17 protein-coding genes and 1 pseudogene are annotated in these 18006 nt (G+C 40.0%); 4 read left to right on the forward strand and 14 right to left on the reverse strand.

The genetic code is table 11. The annotated features are described in order from the left end of the window. Positions 1-415 precede the first annotated feature (415 nt). From GUA98_RS06635 to GUA98_RS06675, 9 genes are all read right to left on the reverse strand, one after another. Positions 416-787 (reverse strand): VOC family protein, encoded by a 372-nt coding sequence (locus GUA98_RS06635; RefSeq protein ID WP_193722475.1) that lies wholly within the window; start codon positions 785-787, stop codon positions 416-418. Between the two features lie 478 nt (positions 788-1265). Further along, positions 1266-1964, reverse strand: coding sequence for an ABC transporter permease (locus tag GUA98_RS06640; protein WP_193722476.1), 699 nt, complete (start codon positions 1962-1964; stop codon positions 1266-1268). A gap of 7 nt (positions 1965-1971) precedes the next feature. Further along, positions 1972-2886 (reverse strand): ABC transporter ATP-binding protein, encoded by a 915-nt coding sequence (locus GUA98_RS06645; RefSeq protein WP_193722477.1) that lies wholly within the window; start codon positions 2884-2886, stop codon positions 1972-1974. A gap of 179 nt (positions 2887-3065) precedes the next feature. Further along, positions 3066-4004 (reverse strand): sensor histidine kinase, encoded by a 939-nt coding sequence (locus GUA98_RS06650; protein ID WP_193722478.1) that lies wholly within the window; start codon positions 4002-4004, stop codon positions 3066-3068. Positions 4005-4007: 3 nt separating this feature from the next. Beyond that, a complete protein-coding gene (locus GUA98_RS06655) occupies positions 4008-4706 on the reverse strand; it encodes a response regulator transcription factor (RefSeq protein ID WP_321573839.1) in 699 nt (232 codons plus the stop codon). Positions 4707-5228: 522 nt separating this feature from the next. Then, positions 5229-7082, reverse strand: coding sequence for an ABC transporter ATP-binding protein (locus tag GUA98_RS06660; protein ID WP_193722479.1), 1854 nt, complete (start codon positions 7080-7082; stop codon positions 5229-5231). Between the two features lie 12 nt (positions 7083-7094). Then, complete coding sequence (gene pssA, locus GUA98_RS06665; protein WP_193722480.1) at positions 7095-7616, reverse strand: CDP-diacylglycerol--serine O-phosphatidyltransferase; 522 nt, start codon at positions 7614-7616, stop codon at positions 7095-7097. A 276-nt stretch (positions 7617-7892) separates the two neighbouring features. After that, positions 7893-9221, reverse strand: a complete 1329-nt coding sequence (locus tag GUA98_RS06670) for a sensor histidine kinase (RefSeq protein ID WP_227779455.1) — start codon at positions 9219-9221, stop codon at positions 7893-7895. A gap of 7 nt (positions 9222-9228) precedes the next feature. Continuing rightward, positions 9229-9921 (reverse strand): response regulator transcription factor, encoded by a 693-nt coding sequence (locus GUA98_RS06675; RefSeq protein WP_193722482.1) that lies wholly within the window; start codon positions 9919-9921, stop codon positions 9229-9231. A gap of 159 nt (positions 9922-10080) precedes the next feature. On the opposite strand from GUA98_RS06675, the gene GUA98_RS06680 reads away from it, so the two are divergent. After that, on the forward strand, positions 10081-10827 hold the full coding sequence (locus tag GUA98_RS06680; protein WP_193722483.1) for a TVP38/TMEM64 family protein: 747 nt from the start codon (positions 10081-10083) through the stop codon (positions 10825-10827). A gap of 82 nt (positions 10828-10909) precedes the next feature. Next, positions 10910-11458, forward strand: coding sequence for a GNAT family N-acetyltransferase (locus GUA98_RS06685; protein WP_193722484.1), 549 nt, complete (start codon positions 10910-10912; stop codon positions 11456-11458). A gap of 490 nt (positions 11459-11948) precedes the next feature. Here GUA98_RS06685 and GUA98_RS30245 read toward each other — a convergent pair. Further along, positions 11949-12491: pseudogene (locus GUA98_RS30245) on the reverse strand (GNAT family N-acetyltransferase); the annotation flags it as partial. 215 nt (positions 12492-12706) lie between these two features. Between GUA98_RS30245 and GUA98_RS06695 the strand changes: the two are divergent. Then, on the forward strand, positions 12707-14182 hold the full coding sequence (locus tag GUA98_RS06695) for an NAD(P)/FAD-dependent oxidoreductase (protein ID WP_193722485.1): 1476 nt from the start codon (positions 12707-12709) through the stop codon (positions 14180-14182). A gap of 28 nt (positions 14183-14210) precedes the next feature. After that, positions 14211-14825: a TetR/AcrR family transcriptional regulator gene (locus GUA98_RS06700; RefSeq protein WP_193722486.1), complete on the forward strand. Its 615-nt coding sequence runs from the start codon at positions 14211-14213 to the stop codon at positions 14823-14825. Positions 14826-15487: 662 nt separating this feature from the next. Here the strand turns inward: GUA98_RS06700 and GUA98_RS06705 are convergent. Genes GUA98_RS06705 through GUA98_RS06720 form a run of 4 tightly spaced genes read right to left on the reverse strand, consistent with a single transcriptional unit; the run spans position 15488 to position 17982 of the window. Further along, the gene (locus GUA98_RS06705; protein WP_193722487.1) at positions 15488-15739 is read right to left on the reverse strand and encodes a hypothetical protein; all 252 of its coding nucleotides are present in this window, start codon (positions 15737-15739) and stop codon (positions 15488-15490) included. Between the two features lie 52 nt (positions 15740-15791). Beyond that, complete coding sequence (gene arsC, locus GUA98_RS06710; RefSeq protein ID WP_193722488.1) at positions 15792-16217, reverse strand: arsenate reductase (thioredoxin); 426 nt, start codon at positions 16215-16217, stop codon at positions 15792-15794. 2 nt (positions 16218-16219) lie between these two features. Continuing rightward, on the reverse strand, positions 16220-17656 hold the full coding sequence (locus tag GUA98_RS06715; RefSeq protein ID WP_193722489.1) for an arsenic transporter: 1437 nt from the start codon (positions 17654-17656) through the stop codon (positions 16220-16222). After that, positions 17653-17982, reverse strand: coding sequence for an ArsR/SmtB family transcription factor (locus tag GUA98_RS06720; protein WP_193722490.1), 330 nt, complete (start codon positions 17980-17982; stop codon positions 17653-17655). The genes GUA98_RS06715 and GUA98_RS06720 overlap by 4 nt, the downstream gene beginning before the upstream one ends. Positions 17983-18006: the final 24 nt, after the last annotated feature.

Below are 18006 nucleotides of genomic sequence, written 5' to 3' on the forward strand. Positions count from 1 at the left end.
ATGTTCCATCATGTTTATCAAAATAGCAATTTCATAAATCAGGAGCCATTGTTTTCGACAATAGCTCCTGATTTTCTTATTTTTGAATTAGCGTGACTCCAGTGAAGTGAATGTTTCGACTTCCGGCCGCTGTTCTTCCTATATATTCACGGTGGAAATCCGGTGACAAAAGTGACGCTATCGCTCCTACAGTACCAAACTTCTCCTCCGTCTCTCTACCCATTTTCAAATTCAATCTGTATAGCTATATTTAAAAGCTCCATTTCAGTCACTTCCATATTCATTGTCTTAAGTTAACCTGCCCGTTAGTTTAATGAATTGAAGAGTCGGATGCTGATTAGATATACGCCTAATCGGCAATCGGAACATGTTCTTGTCCACTGACAAATAATAAGATGCTTTATTCATTATAATCCTACCAGTGTACTTGAAGTTTATTACCATTTGGGTCATAAAAGTGGAAAAAGGCATGACCATTATCTTCTTTTATATCCTCTACCTTAACTTGATTATCAATTAAGTGTTGATGAAATTTAGATAATTCTGGACTGGTAAAGCCTATGCTAAACTCTTGTTTATTATCAATTGTAAAATGTGCAAATGTTTCATCTTCGGTAGGAATTAAGATAAGTAAGAAAGGTCCTTCATTTACCTTTAATATTGCAAGTTCCTCAGTCTTGTTTAGTAACTGAAGCCCTAATACATCTCTATACCATTGTGCAGACAGTTCTAAATCTTTTACTGGAATTCTAATATAATGTACTTGTTCAATAAATGATTTACTCATTGTCTTCTCTCCTTTATTTACTCCGGTATACTATATAGTTCCCTTTATATATACCTTTTCCTTCCGATTATTAAATTAACTTGTCCGTTAGTTTAATGAATTGAAGGGCAAGATGACATAACATAGTCCGATTACCGATTAGATGTACAACTAAACATTGATTACATGCACTTAAAGCAATATTAAGTATCACAATACATGATAATCTTCACAATGTTATGTGACAACTGACAAGATGAGAGGTTAAACACGGTTGATAGTTAAAAAGGCGAAATACAGACTGAAAATAGCTGCTAAGGACAAAAACTTGTAATGATTATCATATTGGACAAGAACATGTTTCTATCGCCCGAGTGTATCTAAGAACCTGCCGTTAGTTGAACAAAGCAGCCGATCATATTGATCAGCTGCTTCCTTGTATCTCCATTAGGCAGCAAAACAGTTATAACTTCAATTCTCATCACGCCACATTCTTTCATTACAAATCCCCAAGTTTATTTACGAACTTTACGGATAAAATGACGCTTGCCACACCCAATACACTGAAAATGACATATAGAAAGTCCATACTTAAAGTAATCCGCAGCAGACCGAGAAAATTAGGAAACTGCATCAGGAAAACTGCACAAATGACTGCCGGGATGACCGCCCTCTTCCAAATTCCGAACAAAAATAACGGAATTAATGAGGCAAGCGCAGTGGCGATGGAGTGTATAATCATTCTGATCGCATAGTTCGTCAGGTCAGCTGCCGTTGGCGTTCCCGGAATAACATTCATAACCTGGTTGAGCGCAAAGGTTACAATACCGCTAACTCCAAAGGACACCAGGGTACTGATGAAAACCGCCAACACAATAAACAGCACCTTGGCCATAACAAGTCTTTTTCGGCTGAGTGGATATCCGAATGAAAGAGCTATCGTCTTATTCTTGTATTCTTCAATAAATACATGATTGATCAGGGACGCTCCGAACAAAATAAACCCCATCTGAATGGCTATCATCAGGTCCAGAGCCGCAGCATAACTCTCTCCAAAACGAACGTTTGGCATATCAGCAAAAACAACCTTGAGAAAAAATACCGGCAAGAACATGAGTATAAGCCAATACGTAATCGCTTCACCAATCACCTTCTTACGCTCCAGCTTCCTCCATTCCAGCTCGATTAATTTCAGCATATGGGATTCATTCCTTTCCCTGAATTTGATGATAGAAATAGTCTTCCAGTGTACTGTTAACTTTTCGGATCTCCTCGATTTCAATCTCATGCGCAATCAGCAGCTTTGTAATTTGACTAGTCGATACGTCCATATCATACACTCGGATTTGCTGATCTTGGACGATTTTGATATTGGATATTTGAAGCTCATGTTCAAGTAAAAAGGCGGATTTTTGCACATTCGAGGTCAAAAGTTCAATATAGCCGGTACGCTGACTTCGAATATCGGATAATGTGACTTCGTCGACCAATTGACCGCGTTGAATAACGCCAATTCTATGGGCCACCTGCTCAATTTCCCCTAGGATATGGCTGGACAGGACAAACGTAATCCCGTATTCCTGGTTAAGCGTTCGAATCAGGTCCCTCATGTTTTTAATACCGATCGGATCCAGCCCGTTCGTGGGTTCATCCAGCACGATCAATTCCGGTCTGGTGATGGCGGCCCTGGCAATGCCAAGACGCTGTTTCATGCCAAGCGAGAAATCCTTTACTTTTTTATCTTCAACCCCTTCCAATTTCACCAGATCCAAGGCTTGACGTATAGCTCTCTTATCGTAATAACCCAAGTATTCGCAATGAATTTGGAGATTCTCCATGGCCGTCATGTGCTCAAAAAATATTGGATATTCAATAATGCTCCCGACCCTCTTGAGGCCCTCTTTCGAGGTTTCTGAAAATTTCTTACCAAACAGCATAATCGCACCGGATGTCGGAAGAATGAGTCCCGTCAGCATTTTCATGAGGGTTGTTTTACCTGCGCCGTTAGGACCCAACAGACCATAAATCTCCCCCTTTCTTACATTTAGATTGACACGTGATACAATGGATTTCCCTTTTACGGTTTTGCTCAAATCCGTAGTTTGAATAATGAAATTCATGAGGACCACCACCTGTGTTCACAATTTGATTTCTTTTGTTATTTATCTTCATCTTAGACCAGAGAATGGACTTATTCCTTTCCCATTCCTTACATGTTTCTTAAGAATGAATTGAAAAGTGGGCGGCTGAAATAAAAAAGAGACGTTGAACAAAAGAACAACATCTCTTGGATGAATCGCTAGAAGGTTAACTTCTTGAATTTGCAAGTGAAAATGGTCTTCTGGTACGGCTCCGAGCTGCTTAGACTAATCCATCCGTTCATTTCTTCCGTTAGGCGCTTGGAAATACTGAGTCCCAGGCCGCTTCCCTGAAATTGCGGATTCCGTGCATCGTCCAAGGTATAGAGTCTTTCGAATATACGTTCCTGATGGATCTCTGCAATCCCTTTGCCCCGGTCCCACACGTCAACGACCACGTACTTCCCTTCTTCACGAACCGTCAGTCCGAACACACCGCCGTCGCTTCCATACCGAATGGAATTTGATATTAGATTGTTCAATATTCGATGCAGCGCATCCTTGTTACCATGAAAATAAAAGGGCTGCTCCGGTATGTCTATCTCGACCCGAAGGTTTCTGGAGACCAGCAGATCGTAAAACTCAAGAACACTGTTCCGGCAAACCTCGCTTAATGATATTTTGCTTAGCGGGATATCATAATCCTCTGACTCGATTTTGACAAGATCGAAAAATTGGTTGAGCAAGGTGATCAGACTGTTTACTTTTGAATTCAACCGTTGAATGACTTGCTCTTCTTCTTGCGCGGTTAACGCATTTTTATCATTCAGTTTTTCCGTGTACCCGAGAATGACCGTTAGCGGCGTCTTCAAATCGTGAGACATGTTCGAGATCATTTTCTTTTGGCTGTCCTTCGTTCTTGCATAGTCCGCAAATACCTTCTGTTTGTTATCCAGCAGACGGTTAATTTGTGTGAGCAGCTGCCTAACGGCATGGTCGCCTGTGGGTACTAACACTTTCTCGGCCGTATTCTGGTCCAAAATATGGGATATTTTATTCGTAATCTCCAGGATGCTTAGATTTCGCTTCTTTTCTCTATAAAATAGCACTCCAATAATTCCAACCAATACAGTAATAATGACGGATAATAGAAGGACCATGTACTAATCCCCCATTCTATATCCGATTCCCCAAATCGTCCGAATGTATTGCGGAGCTGATGGGTCCTCTTCGATTTTCTCCCGGAGTCTCCGGATATGTACATTAATTACGTTCTCATTCCCGTAATAATCTTCGTCCCAGATAAGTTGATAGATTTGCTCCTTAGTGAACACCCTGCTCTGATGGGTTAGGAACAGTTTTAAGATATGGAACTCCTTGGCAGTGAGCGGCATGCTTTTTTCTTTTACCTTTACAGAGAACGAATGCAAGTCCAGAATGAGATCCTTAAACGTAATAACGGAGGGCGCGGCAGGTTTGCTTTCCGTTTCCGAGTATAACGTTGCCCTCCGAATGGCCGCCTGAACCCTTGCTGTCAATTCGATCATAGAGAAAGGCTTGCTTATATAATCATCCGCGCCAAACCCAAGGCCCATGGCTTTGTCTAGGTCGCTGCCTTTCGCAGAAATAATCAAGACAGGAACTTTACTGGTCTCTCGGATATGTTTGAGTAGTTCCATACCGCTTACCTTGGGGAGCATCAAATCGAGCAAGATCAGATCGAATTTCTCTTTTTGAAAAAGCGCGAGAGCTTCCTCCCCATCGCGTGCCGCTGCAACGCTGTAATGATCCTGTTTTAGCTGTTCTTCAATCAACAGATTGATGTCGTTGTCGTCTTCAACGAGCAGAATGCGTTTTTCCATCTCCTAAGACCTCCTGAGCATGCTCTGATCCATTTCACTTCACGGTTCATTTGCGGTCCCAAAACCAACAGCCTGCTTTCGATTTTAGCACAAATTGGCATATTCTAGTAATCCATGTGGATTAAGAAATTGCAAAAAAACTCCCTCATCAAGCGATGGCTTTATTGGTGAAACAAATAAATCCGCGGATTATAATACCTTGTATGTTGACGAATTTGCTAAGCTATGGTTTATCTTTTCAGCTGGTCACGCACCTTTTTAAGCCGTTGGAACTGAGTCAACTTGAGTTATGTGAAGCTACAGCCGGCTAAGGAAAGATCATTGTTCCGTTCTGCCTGTCTTATTAAGACGACCTTGGTCCTGCACTAAACAGTCTGCTCGTTTTTGCCCACTGCCCGCAAAGCCCGCATGGTCAGCACAGCCAAATCTTGTCTGGCAATTTCCGTATCCGGACGAAAGCTGCCGTTCGAGCCCCGAAGTATGATGAATCTTAAAATTAGGGAGTAAAAGCAGCTGGTCGAATTACCAGCTGCTTCTGTATAAAGCTATTAATAGATGAAATTCCGGGAAATTCAGCGAACAAGGACTCAATTTATAGTCTGTATCCCTTGAAATTGGCTTATGAGCCCAGGCAGTATAGGAAGGATGTGTTTGAAGTAATTCCTCATGCCTTCCAACGCCTGTAACTTGACCATAATCAAACACAATAATTTGATCCGCATGAACAACTGTCGATAATCTATGTGCGATTACAATGGTTGTACGTTCTTGCATCAAATTTAGTAACGCCTTTTGCACCTCATGTTCTGAGTTACTATCCAAGCTAGCGGTTGCTTCATCTAACAGTAAGATATCCGGGTTTCGCAACAAAGCACGTGCGATAGCTATGCGCTGGCGCTGTCCGCCTGATAATTGAATTCCTCTCTCTCCTACCTCGGTTTCATACTTTCTTGGTAAAGCGTCAATGAAATCATGTGCATATGCAAGTCGTGCTACATTCATCATCTCCATTTCACTCACTTCGTCCTCCCTTCCATAGATTATATTTTCTCGAATTGAACCTGATATAAGAGAACTTTCTTGGGACACATAACCGATTTTTTTTCGCCAATCATGAAGAGAAAATGAATGAATTGGATTATCTCCCCAATATATGCTTCCCGTCTCCGGATTATAAAATCTCTCAATAAGCGAAAAAATGGTTGTCTTCCCACTTCCGCTAGGACCAACAATAGCGGTTACTTTACGCTCTGGAATAGTAAACGTTGCATTCAGCAGAATTTGTTTATCACTTTCATAACCAAAACAAACCTCGCGAAACTCTAAGTAATCATGCTTTTCAGGCATGATATACTTTGTGTTATCAGCTTCGATGGGCTGTTCCATAATTAGCTTTAACCTCTCCGTTGCCCCCATTACTTTTTTGAAATTTGAAAAAAATGATCCAAACTGTTCAAAAGGAATCATAATTTGAAATAATAGTAAAATATAAGCCACCAGTTTCCCTGCTGTAAGAGCGCCAGAGGAAACACGTACTCCACCGTATCCTATAATAACAACCAGGAGAACAATCATGATCAACGTCATCAATGGCATTAGTATTGCATTAATCCGAGCTTCCTTCATTTCCGCTTGATATAAATCATCCATGTTAACTTTGCCGTTTCTCAATTCTTTTTTCTCTGAGTTAGATGCCTTAACCAGTCTCATTTCCCCGATGATTTGGGATAGCGTCGAGGATAAAGCCGCCAAATGTTCTTGTAGACGTACGGATAATGCATACAACTTATCTCCCATGGGCATCATTACTGCTAAACTTATCGGTAATACCAACATAATGACTAAAGTCATTTTCCAATCCAAATAGAAAAGCATGATCAATGCACCAATAACTGTGATTAAATTAGAAATAAAATTGATTAAGTGATCGGTGATAAGAGATTTAATTTCATTGGTGTCGTTTACTACGCGGCTCATGAGATCCGCAGAGCGGTAGCGATCAAAAAAACGCATCGGTAGATAAAGCATCTTTCCCCAGAGCTGCTTACGCACTCCATTGACCATGCTATTCCCAACACGAGCTAACAGATAGTAGGAAAATCCACTCGATACAGCTTGCAAAATAAAGATTAGAACAAGCTGTACAATCATTATTCCGTTCAACAATTCCAAACGAAATTGATCAATCATATTTCCCGTAACTAACGGAACAATTAATCCAGAGAAAGAGCTGACAATACTTAAAATAAGGGCTATACATAAAACCAGCTTAGGAACTCCAGTTGAAAATAAAAGCTTCGCTAAATAGCGTAAGCCAGTTTTATTTAGAGGTTTTTCACTGTCTTGATTATTTGTATCATAATGTAGATTACTCATAATTACTCCTTATTATATTTTTTTGAATTTTATATTTGATATCATTAAATAGGATAGAGCTAGCAATGTAATTACGGATATAAGTGATGAACTATTCGTGCTTGGAGCGATCACTGAGCATGTGGAGAGAAGTAAACCTGCCACGGTTATCGGAATTCCACTGAAGGTACCCTCAAATTTTTTTATATTAAAAAGCGCTAACCTGTACGAACCGCTGATGATATAGATTAATAGAGCAACTATACTCACAAGCTTCATCAAGCCAAGATCAGCAAAATTGAACTTAAAATAAACAAGTAGTGCTGGAGCAATACCAAAGGAAACCAAATCGGCTAAGGAATCCAGTTCTTTACCGAATTCACTGCAAACATTTAATCGTCTTGCGATTCTTCCATCGTACCTATCTAAAAATGCTGCAATAATGATATACATGGCACTTGCAAAGTAATTTTGATTAAATACCTCGACTATTGAAAGTACTCCAAAAGACAAATTTACAAAGGTAAGCAAATTGGGAATATTCTTTATTAACATATTTTCTCCTCACTAATATTAAATTTCAGTATTGTTCATATTGTTAAATTGTTGATTTTGCTTTGTATTCTACCCTCTCCTGTTTGCTTATGATGTATAAGATTAAGTGAGATTTCTTAAGATGGGGGGTACATATATCTTAAGAATTCTTAAGTCGCATCGTATACTGCAATTTATGGGTAACTAATTCAGTAATGGTAAAACAAAAAAAAGCCGCTAATAGCGACTTTTTTTTGCGTACATCTTGGTTTCTTTGACTAGTTGGAGGCCAAAATATCATTCCAAAGCCTGTACTGTTTTATCTAAAATGACAGGTAACGTAATCTGAAGTGAAAAAGTATCCTTACGTACCGATACGGCCAATGTCCCGTTGTGCTGCTGTATTATTTTCTGGCAACTAACGAGCCCAATTTTGTTGCTATCTTCCTTTTCGGCCTCACGTAAAATCTTATTCTCGACCCAAAGTTCAACCCATTGTTGTTTGAAGGAAATCTGAATACGAACAGGATGCGTTGGATCTGCATACTTTCGAATATTTGAAAATATGTTATCGAATACGCGGCGTATAGCGACCAAATTGATTTCCAGCAAAAATTTTTCATGGTTTGGATCCGCCTGAACTTGAACATCTACATTGTCCAAAACCACCAGTTGCTCATCAATGAGTTGATCTATAAGCGCTCTGCCCTCATAAATTTCAAACTCCACTTCCTCTTCTTCAGCGGCTGAGGAGACCGTGAAATATTCGAATAGTTTGTCCGATAGGGCTTTAATTTGATAGGCCTTTTCCCGGCTATTATGGATATACTGCAGTAAATCCTCATGGGTCTTATACTTGTTAAGCTCTATGATATCCATATAGCCCAAAAGAATGGTGAGTGGAGTACGCAAATCATGTGATATTGCCGTGATTAATTCACGATTAGCCATCCTCACCCTTTCCTCACTGCCGAGTCGCTCAATAAATGATTTCCTCATCTCATCAATACTCTGTGCCAACGATGATAGTTCATCTTTTCCAGATATCGTAATTGAATAATCCAAATTTCCACCTTCAAGTATCTTGATCTCTTGTTCAAGCACGCCAATATAAGATGTCTTCTTATTAATTATCAGTAAAAAGGAAACAATGAAGGCAGCGGCTGCTAAGAAAACACTGATAACCAAAATGAGATTGTAGTATTGATACTCATAGAAGCCTACCAAGTAGATCTGGGCATCCTGATCTGCAAAATGGATGGTGGTGATGGGGATTTCCGAAGGCACGATTTGAGTTAATAGATCTTCGTTAATAACAGGATCAACCTCTGTATTTGAAGAGAAAATCAATTTTTCTTTTGCAAAAATATACAGATTCAAGTATCGTTCATGACTTATCCATGCAGATAATTGCTCATAATCACGAGTAGACACGTTTTGACTATTCACGAACTCTTCGAAATGTTTAAGTGCGTCTTGCTGCCTGTTTTCCACAAAAGCGGATTTGCTTAAATAACTATCTAACGTAGTCTCGCCTATGACTTGTAAAATAACGAAAACACTTATAGAAATAACTAAAGAAACTAATACAGCAAGAACCAGCTTAACCTTCAGCTTTTTCCCCATTAGTAATCTATTCAATTTTGTACCCCTTCCCCCAAACAGTCTTTACATATTTAGGGTTTTGTGGGTCATCTTCGAGTTTGCTTCTCAAATTACGAATATGGACCATGACCGTGTTATTACAGGTATAAAAGTAAGGTTGCCCCCAGACACTTTCATATATATTTTCAGCCGAAAATACCTTACGTCGTTTCTTAGCCAACAGCAGCAAAATCTGATATTCAATTTCAGTCAAAGCGATTTCCTTCTCCCCAACAAATACAGTTTTTGCATCCTGGTGTATCGTAAGATCTCTAATGATAATATGGTCCGTTTCCTCAGTCTTCTCCTTGCCGCGATAGACATAGTACCTCCGCAGCAAAGCCTTCACTCTCGAAACGAGTTCTGTGTAAGAAAAAGGTTTGGACAAAAAGTCATCACTTCCTGAAGAGAAGGCCAATTGTTTGTCAGAATCCTGCGATTTCGCAGTAAGGAACAGAATCGGTGCACTTGTTTTTTCACGAATCTCCAAACACGCCTTCAATCCTGATTTATTAGGCATCATCATATCTAAAATAATGAGATCCGTCTCTTCATTTACTTTATCAATCGCTTCTTGACCATCTACCGCTTCAATCACTTTATAATTCTCGCTCTCTAATAAAATTCTTACAATTTCCCGAATTTCACTGTTATCGTCAGCAATTAAGATTTGCTTGTTCATCTGATCACCCCATCTAATACCAGTATAATGAGTGTTTTGTGCAACTACCAGTAAATACAGTCTACTTAAGAATTCTTCAGAAGTTATGTAGGTAACTCTTAATGTGTCCAATCTATACTACAAACATGTAGAGATCATTGTATAAAGGAGTTTTAAGCTATGCCACAACTTTCGAAAAAAACATTCGCAAACATACTAATCGGTCTAGCTCTCATCTTGTCTATTGGTGTACTGATCTATTATTCTCCTGCGCTTATTGAGATTATGTCGTCCATGGACCATTTTAGTGCGTTTATCCATTCAACAGGTCATTGGGGTCCGATCATGTTTATATTATTCCAGATTCTTCAGATTGTAGTTGCGCCTATTCCAGGAGAAGTCGTACAAATTGCAGGCGGTTATATATACGGGGTTACACTAGGGTCCTTGTATACTACAATAGGGTTAATATTAGGCTCAGCGATTGCTTTTTATTTCACTCGTTTTATCGGCCGCGATTATATCTCAAAATTACTACAAAAGAAAAAGTATAAGTGGTTGTCGTTAATTCATGATGAGAAAAAGTTTTCTGTTTTTTTATTTATCTTTTTCGTGATTCCAGGTTTGCCAAAAGATTTGCTTGTATTTGTTGCTGCTCTTACGTCCATGAGTTCGTTCAGATTTTTCTCGATACTCATCGTTGGTCGTCTGCCGTGGATCATCGCATCTGCCGCTTTGGGATCAACCATTCAAATGCAGCAATACAGCATAGCGATTATTATATCTGTTATCGCTGTTATTGGTTTTGTACTCGGATATATCTATAAAGATAAAATGATGAAATGGTTTTCCACTGTGGAGAAAACAAAAGGGAGAACCCATTCTGCCAAACGCAAGGTAAACCACAGCCTTAATACTAGAGAATAGAGTTTGGCAAGACAAAAAGGGGAATATATTATTAATAAATGAAACGGTTATTCTTCAAAGTTCAACATTGGAGGTATTACTCATGAAAATACTTGAAACAAACCGCTTGATATTAAGAAATTTTGTCGCAACTGATGCAGCAGATTTATTTGAATACACTTCCAATCCAAGAGTGAACTGCTTTTTGGATCACAATGTCTCGACATTGGAGGACGCTGTAATAGAGATTGAGAAACGAGGCAATGCAGACGAGTATATCGCAGTCTGTCTGAGAGAGAGCAACAAGCTTATAGGAGAGCTGTTCAATATGAAGGAAGAACCGGATACGTATAGTATCGGGTGGAATTTTAATGCTAGATATGAAGGGAAAGGCTATGCAAGTGAGAGCGCGATGGCCTTCATGGAGTATCTCTATATGCAACAAGAAGCCAGAAGACTGTATGCTTACGTCGAGGATGATAACTTCCGCTCGCAGAAGCTGTGTGAGAAATTAGGCATGCGCCAGGAAGGCCTATTCAAAGAGTTTATTTCTTTTACCAAACATGAGAATGGAACTCCTAAATATGAAAATACATTTCAATATGCATTATTGAAAAAAGAATGGCTCGTGCAACGTGCAAACCAGATATGATCTTATAAGCACATTGAATGAATTGGGACAATCCCAAGAACGTCGCCTCCTCCCCTAATTAACTCTGAGAAAAAGTCGCCATTTTATATTACAGGAGTGCATTTTCTGCCAAGTTTATCCTTCATGTTTTTTGTCTTTTATCTTTACAGGTTTTTCTCCATCCTACCTAATCGGAAAAGACACAATGTTCTTGTCCTCAGCTTGGGACAAGAACTTGGTTCCTTAAAATAAAAAAACCGCTAGAATAGCGATTTTAAATGAAACAGTCTTCTTGTCCTTTGACACCTCATTAGTTCTTCCCTGCCGTGATTTGCTAAGTGTTTACTTGGATTGGTTAGAATAATATTTATAATAGCCGTTATCCATATTCATTTCCCGTTAGCTTAACGTATTATTTATGGAGTGCAAGTTTCATACCATCATGACTAGCAATAAATCCAAGGCGTTCATAGAACCTATGGGCATCTTTGCGTTGTTTATCTGTTGTTAGTTAAATCATATCACAACCCATAGTTTTTGCCTGGTTGATAGCATAGCGAAATAGCTCCTCGCCAACACCTTTGCCTCGATAATTCTTATCCACACGAACACCCTCAATCTGTCCTCGTGTTGCACCTAATCTTGATATGCCAGGAATAATCGTAAGCTGAAGACAGCCTATAACAACACCATTATCTATAGCAACAATTAAGGAGTAACCGATCTGTTGTTCAATTTTTGTGAACGCCTCAAGGTATTCTTTCGGTAGTGATTTTTCATAACGCTCTCGGGCAACACCGAATTCATCGTCCGCTAATAATTGCACAATTGCAGGAAGGTGCTCAAGGTGTTTAAATCCTTCCTTAGATAGGCCTAAGTGATCTATTGAAACAGCGGGAAGACGAATCAATGTTGCAGAAATTTCTGGTAAAGAAGTAGAGTCAATATATAATTCCACATGCCATCCTACTAACTCATATACTCGTTTTGCAAAATACTCCAAATGAGAAAGATCTTCTGAGCCTCCTCGTTTCACATTAAATCGTACAGCTCTTGCATGAATTCGTACCTAAATTAAGATCATTGACAATAAAAAGAAAATGAAGTAATTTGAGAATGAACGATTCATTCTCAAAAAGGGAGGTGTTCACACATTAAGTTAATTAACGCGTTCCATTTAATTAGTTCAGATGATTTCATTGTTAATTCGTTAATTCTTACATTGAGTTAATTTATACACAAACTCATTAATAAAGGGGAAATGACGTCATGAACACGGAACGTGCTATTGTTATTGGTGGAGGCATTGCCGGACTATTGGCAGCTAAAGTTCTGTCTAATTTTTATATTGAAGTTGTGGTTGTAGACCGAGATCACTTTTCTGAAGAACCTGAAAGTCGTTCTGGAATCCCCCAAGCCTTCCAGCCTCATCGTTTAACGCCGCGCTGTAGTTTGATCCTGAACCGTTTCTTCCCTGGACTGATGAATGAATTAATCAAAAAGGGTGCTTACTCTACTCGCGGGAAAACGACACATCTCCTCAGTCCTTATGGCAAAATGACTTCCGTCGAACAAAGTCATAACGCATCTTTCAGTAGAACCCTATTCGAATGGGTTATTCGCCAATATATACAAGACATACAAAATGTCCGTCTGCTCGGGTTGAATGAAGTCATCCACCTTCAGGCTTCTGAAGATCGTTCAAAAGTAACTGGCATTATAGTCCGAGAACGGGTTTCAGGTGAACGCAAACAATACACGATGACGGCAGATCTTATCGTCGATACCAGTGGCCAATTCTCCAAGACTGTTCAGTGGCTCTCGGAGCTAGGATACGAAGTACCGCAATCAGAGCGATTAAAAATATCTCTCGGTTACAGCACTCGGCGTTATCGTATACCGGATGGGCGCAAAGAAGAACTGGATGCGATCCGTTTAGAAGGAGATCCGCTCAAGATTACCCATGGAGCTGCATTTTCAATCATAGAAAACGATATAGCTGAAATGGTACTTTGGAACTTAAATGGTCAGTATCCCTCCAACGATCCAGCATTATTTGAACAAGGTATACGTCATCTGGGTTGTCCTTTATTAAATGAGGTCCTTGATGGATTGGAGCCTATCGGATTACCCCGTAGTTTTCGGGTGTCTGAATTGTCCAGACAACACTTTGAACAGATGCAACAATGGCCAACTGGGTTACTTGTCATGGGAGATGCCTTCTGCCAACTTGATCCTGTTTATGGTCAAGGTATGACGCTTGCCGCAATGGAAGCGGAAATTTTAGAAACAAGCCTTCGACACCATCTAATTCATCTTCAACCTAGCTTTGAGATCGAAGTCCATAAAAAGATGCAAAATTGTATTGAAGTAGCATGGTGGTTAAATGCTGTTTCAGACCTTAGATGGAAAGGTGTAGAGTATGTCGGTACAAAGCCGATTCAAGGGTTGCAGTTTGCTCAGAACTATCTCGAGCATGTCCTTCAGGTGTCCACAGAACAAACCAATTATGAGATATTTGGATTGTATTGGCTCGTTAACTCCCTATTCTTATCCCCTAGCGAACTGTTCAATGTGGAAATGGTGACAGCCTTGCTCGCTGCGGGAGGATCTGGAGAAGCTAAACAACGATTAGATCACTGGGTGAAGGAGTCAGATCAACCACTTGAGGAACGACTGGAACATTTGCTTCCCTCATTCAAGGGAGCTACCTTTGCAACCATAGATCAACTTATGTCATCATAAGTCATACTAAAAAAGGAGTGCCTAGCTGGTGACACCATTATCTAAGGAACAATTGAATACACGAAGAGAATCTCGAAAACAGCAGATCTTAGAGGCAGCCTTAAAGGTGTTTGCAGGCCATGGTTTACATGGAGCTAAGATGAGCATGATTGCTGAAGAAGCCAAGCTGAGTGCAGGGCAGCTTTACCGATTTTTCGAATCAAAGGAAGAACTATTTATCACCTTGATTCGGCAAGTAGCCGAGGAAACTACACTGGAGGTCATTTACGATATTCCTGGTTCTCCTTTTGAAAAAGTTCGAACCTTTATCGCAAGTATTTTAGAGGAGGAAAGTATACAATATCCTTTTAAGCTCATTCAACACGCCAATAATGATGAGAATGTGCCAAGTGAAGCTAAACAATTACTCCACCAATTTTCCGTGAAGACCTTTATTGATCAACTTCTCCCCCTGTTCGAAGAAGGACAACAGATCGGGGACTTTGCACCAGGAAATACACATGAGCTAATATCCGCTTTGTTGACCATGCTATCCGCATTGATCACGCTTAACATGCCAATGGATGATGATCACCATATGCCAAATGCGGATATACTGATGCGAATTGTCGCGGGTCCACGAGTCCAACAATGGTCAATGTAATACTACTGAAATATGTACTCCTAGGTTAGCAAAAGGAGAAAAGAAACATTTAACTATAGAAGTAAGGTAGCCGATCACGAAGATCGGCTGCCTTGAATTGCAGCTTAAACTAAAATAAGTATCATTTTTCAAGTTGTTCCATTTCAGAATCTAATCGACGAACATTAACGAGTTCTCTTATTTAATTTTTTGGGTTATCTGATTTGAAGTTTATAAAGCGGTTAATGTTTAGGTGGCTGAAACTGAGTGGGGCAGTCTCTTTCCATATTGTATTAAACTAACTCACCTAACTTAGGCTGATTCATTTTTTTACTACATTCATGACGAGAAATCCTAAATCGTAATTGTGGCGGATCGTTATTTGATATTTAAAAACCACCATCTACCATTCTTATATTCGCTACTTGAAACGGGTCAATGCTATAAAGACATTTTCTTTCCCCGACTTCAAGTATTGTTTTTCTTGGAGCGCAACTAGTGTCTTCCTTTGCAATTCAATAGATAGGATTAGAATGGACATCAAAATCTTTCTCATGCAATCACCTCACCATGATTTTCCCTCATCATATGGGTGAGTTTTATGTATAAAGGCATTGTTCTATCCGTTAGATGAACAAAAACAGCCGATCAGATTGATCAGCTGCTTTCTTAGTTTTATTATGTTATCGCTTCCCGTGAGCGTAACGATTACAAGCCTTGTTCCAGAATATTTTATTTAATAATTCCTTTTTGAACTGATCCTTATCAATTGCTTTTTTGAAAAGCTCGGCTTCATGCTCTTTCGTATCATCATCAAGCGGAACCTTTAACCACTTTACCTTATCTGCTGGATACGCGCACTCTGTTGCTTCTTCCCGAAGATCCACCATGACTTCAATTAAAACTATTACCTCTACATCGGCTGCTCCGCCCATATAAACTTTATCAGCAATAAGTGCATGGTATTTCTTTTCGGCATGATCTATTTTACTTACCTTCTTTCAAGAATTGTTCAATTCGAGCTCTAATTGAATCACGGACCTCAGCGAATGTAGCTGTGATTTCTTCCTCAGTACCTGCCGCCTTGGCTGGATCATCGAAGCCCCAGTGCCACCTTTCGGCTTTGTCATTACGTACAACTGGACAATTATCATTGGCATGACCACAAAGCGTGATGATGTAATCTGCTTGCTTCAAAATCTCAGGATCGATCACATCGGATGTATGATTCGAAATATCGATTCCGGCTTCTTTCATCGTTTGAACCGCACGAGGATTTAAGCCATGAGCTTCTAACCCAGCACTTCTTACCTCATATTTATCACTACCAAGTGCTTTCAAAAATCCATCAGCGATTTGGCTTCTGCAAGAGTTTCCTGTACATAAAAAGTAAACAAGTGGTTTGTTGTTCATGATTATTGATCTCCTTTATCTTTGGCTTGGCTTACTTGTACTTTCGCTTCGCCCATTTTTGAGTTAATTAACGTTTTTATGACCACAGCGATAACAACCAATGCTACTGTGATTACGGCAATCATCAACCAAACGTTAATATTGGTTGAATGAATCAAGTGTAACCATATATACAGTCCTGTTAACGTGATAAAGAGCGTGGGAATGGTGAGCACAATTCCAATTTTGAAATAACTTCCCCAAGTAATTTTTACATCTTTGGTGGACAGTACATGCAGCCACAAAAGTGTGGCGAGCGATCCAATCGGTGTGATTTTTGGACCCAAGTCACTGCCGACAATATTGGCATAAATCAGTGATTCACGAATGACACCTTGTGTGTTGGTCCCATCAATAGCAAGCGCATCAATCATCACCGTCGGCATATTGTTCATAACCGAAGACAATAATGCAGCTAGAAAGCCCATGCCAAGTGTGGAGATGTAAAGCCCCTGTTCGGCTATAGCTTGAATGACCTTACCAAGTTCATCCGTCAATCCCACATTTCGTAGTCCATAAACGACAACGTACATACCGATTGAGAAAATCACGACTGCCCATGGAGCCCCTTTAACGAGCTTCCATGTTTGAATAGCGTGACTCCGCCTTGCAGCTAAAATAAACAAGATGGCTATAACCCCAGCGATAACAGACACTGGGACTTGAATGAACTCGCTCATCAAGTACGCAATCAGTAGTACGGCTAAGATCACCCAAGATATGTTGAACAGTTTCTTATCCTTGATCGCTTCGGCTGGGTTTTTGAGCTGACTGACTTCGTAGTTCCCTGGAATACTCTTTCTAAAGAACAGGAACAGGACCAGAAGACTTGCCAATATTGAAAAGATATTCGGAACAATCATACGACTTGCATACTCCACAAAGCCAATGCCAAAGTAATCGGCAGAAACGATATTGACGAGGTTGCTCACGACGAGCGGAAGTGAAGTTGTATCTGCAATAAAACCACTTGCGATGATAAAAGGTAAAATCATCTTTTGATCAAATTTGAGCGCTCGGACCATAGCAAGCACGATGGGCGTTAGGATCAGTGCGGCACCGTCATTCGCAAAGAATGCTGCCACCCCTGCCCCAAGCAGCACAACATAAACGAACATCAGCTTGCCATTACCTCTTGCGAGCCTTGCCATGTGTAGTGCAGCCCATTCAAAAAATCCAATTTCATCTAAAATCAGCGAAATTAGAATAATGGCTACGAAAGCAAGCGTGGCGTTCCATACGATTCCTGTGACCGCACCTACATCGGATAGACTGACGACTCCAAAAAGAAGTGCAAGGATAGCTCCAGCAGACGCTGACCATCCAATATTAAGTCCCTTAGGTTGCCAAATCACAAAAGTCAGTGTCAGCAAAAAGATTAATATCGCGATGATGGTCATGCTTCCTCCTGAGGCCCGCAGCAGTTTTTCAATCCTGCTATTTTATCTTTCATGGATGGCAGATAAGGATACACACACTGCACATATGCTTCTGCATCTGGATGAAGAGAGTAGTACACCCACTGCCCTTTTTTCTTTTCATTAAGGAGACCGGCTGCCTTTAGTTTTCGAAGATGCTGACTGGCGTTTGGTTGTGACATGCCAATAATGTCTGTGATATCACATACACAAAGTGCCTGTTCCTGAAGTAACGCAATGATGGTCAAACGTGTTTTATCAGCTAATAACTTATACGCCTCAGCCATTTCCTGAATTCTTTGTTCCATATGTACACCCCCTGTGATTCATCT

Origin of the sequence: Paenibacillus sp. P13VS (genome assembly GCF_015143645.1) — a bacterium.
In the GTDB taxonomy this organism is placed as follows: Bacteria; Bacillota; Bacilli; order Paenibacillales; family Paenibacillaceae; genus Paenibacillus; species Paenibacillus xylanilyticus_A.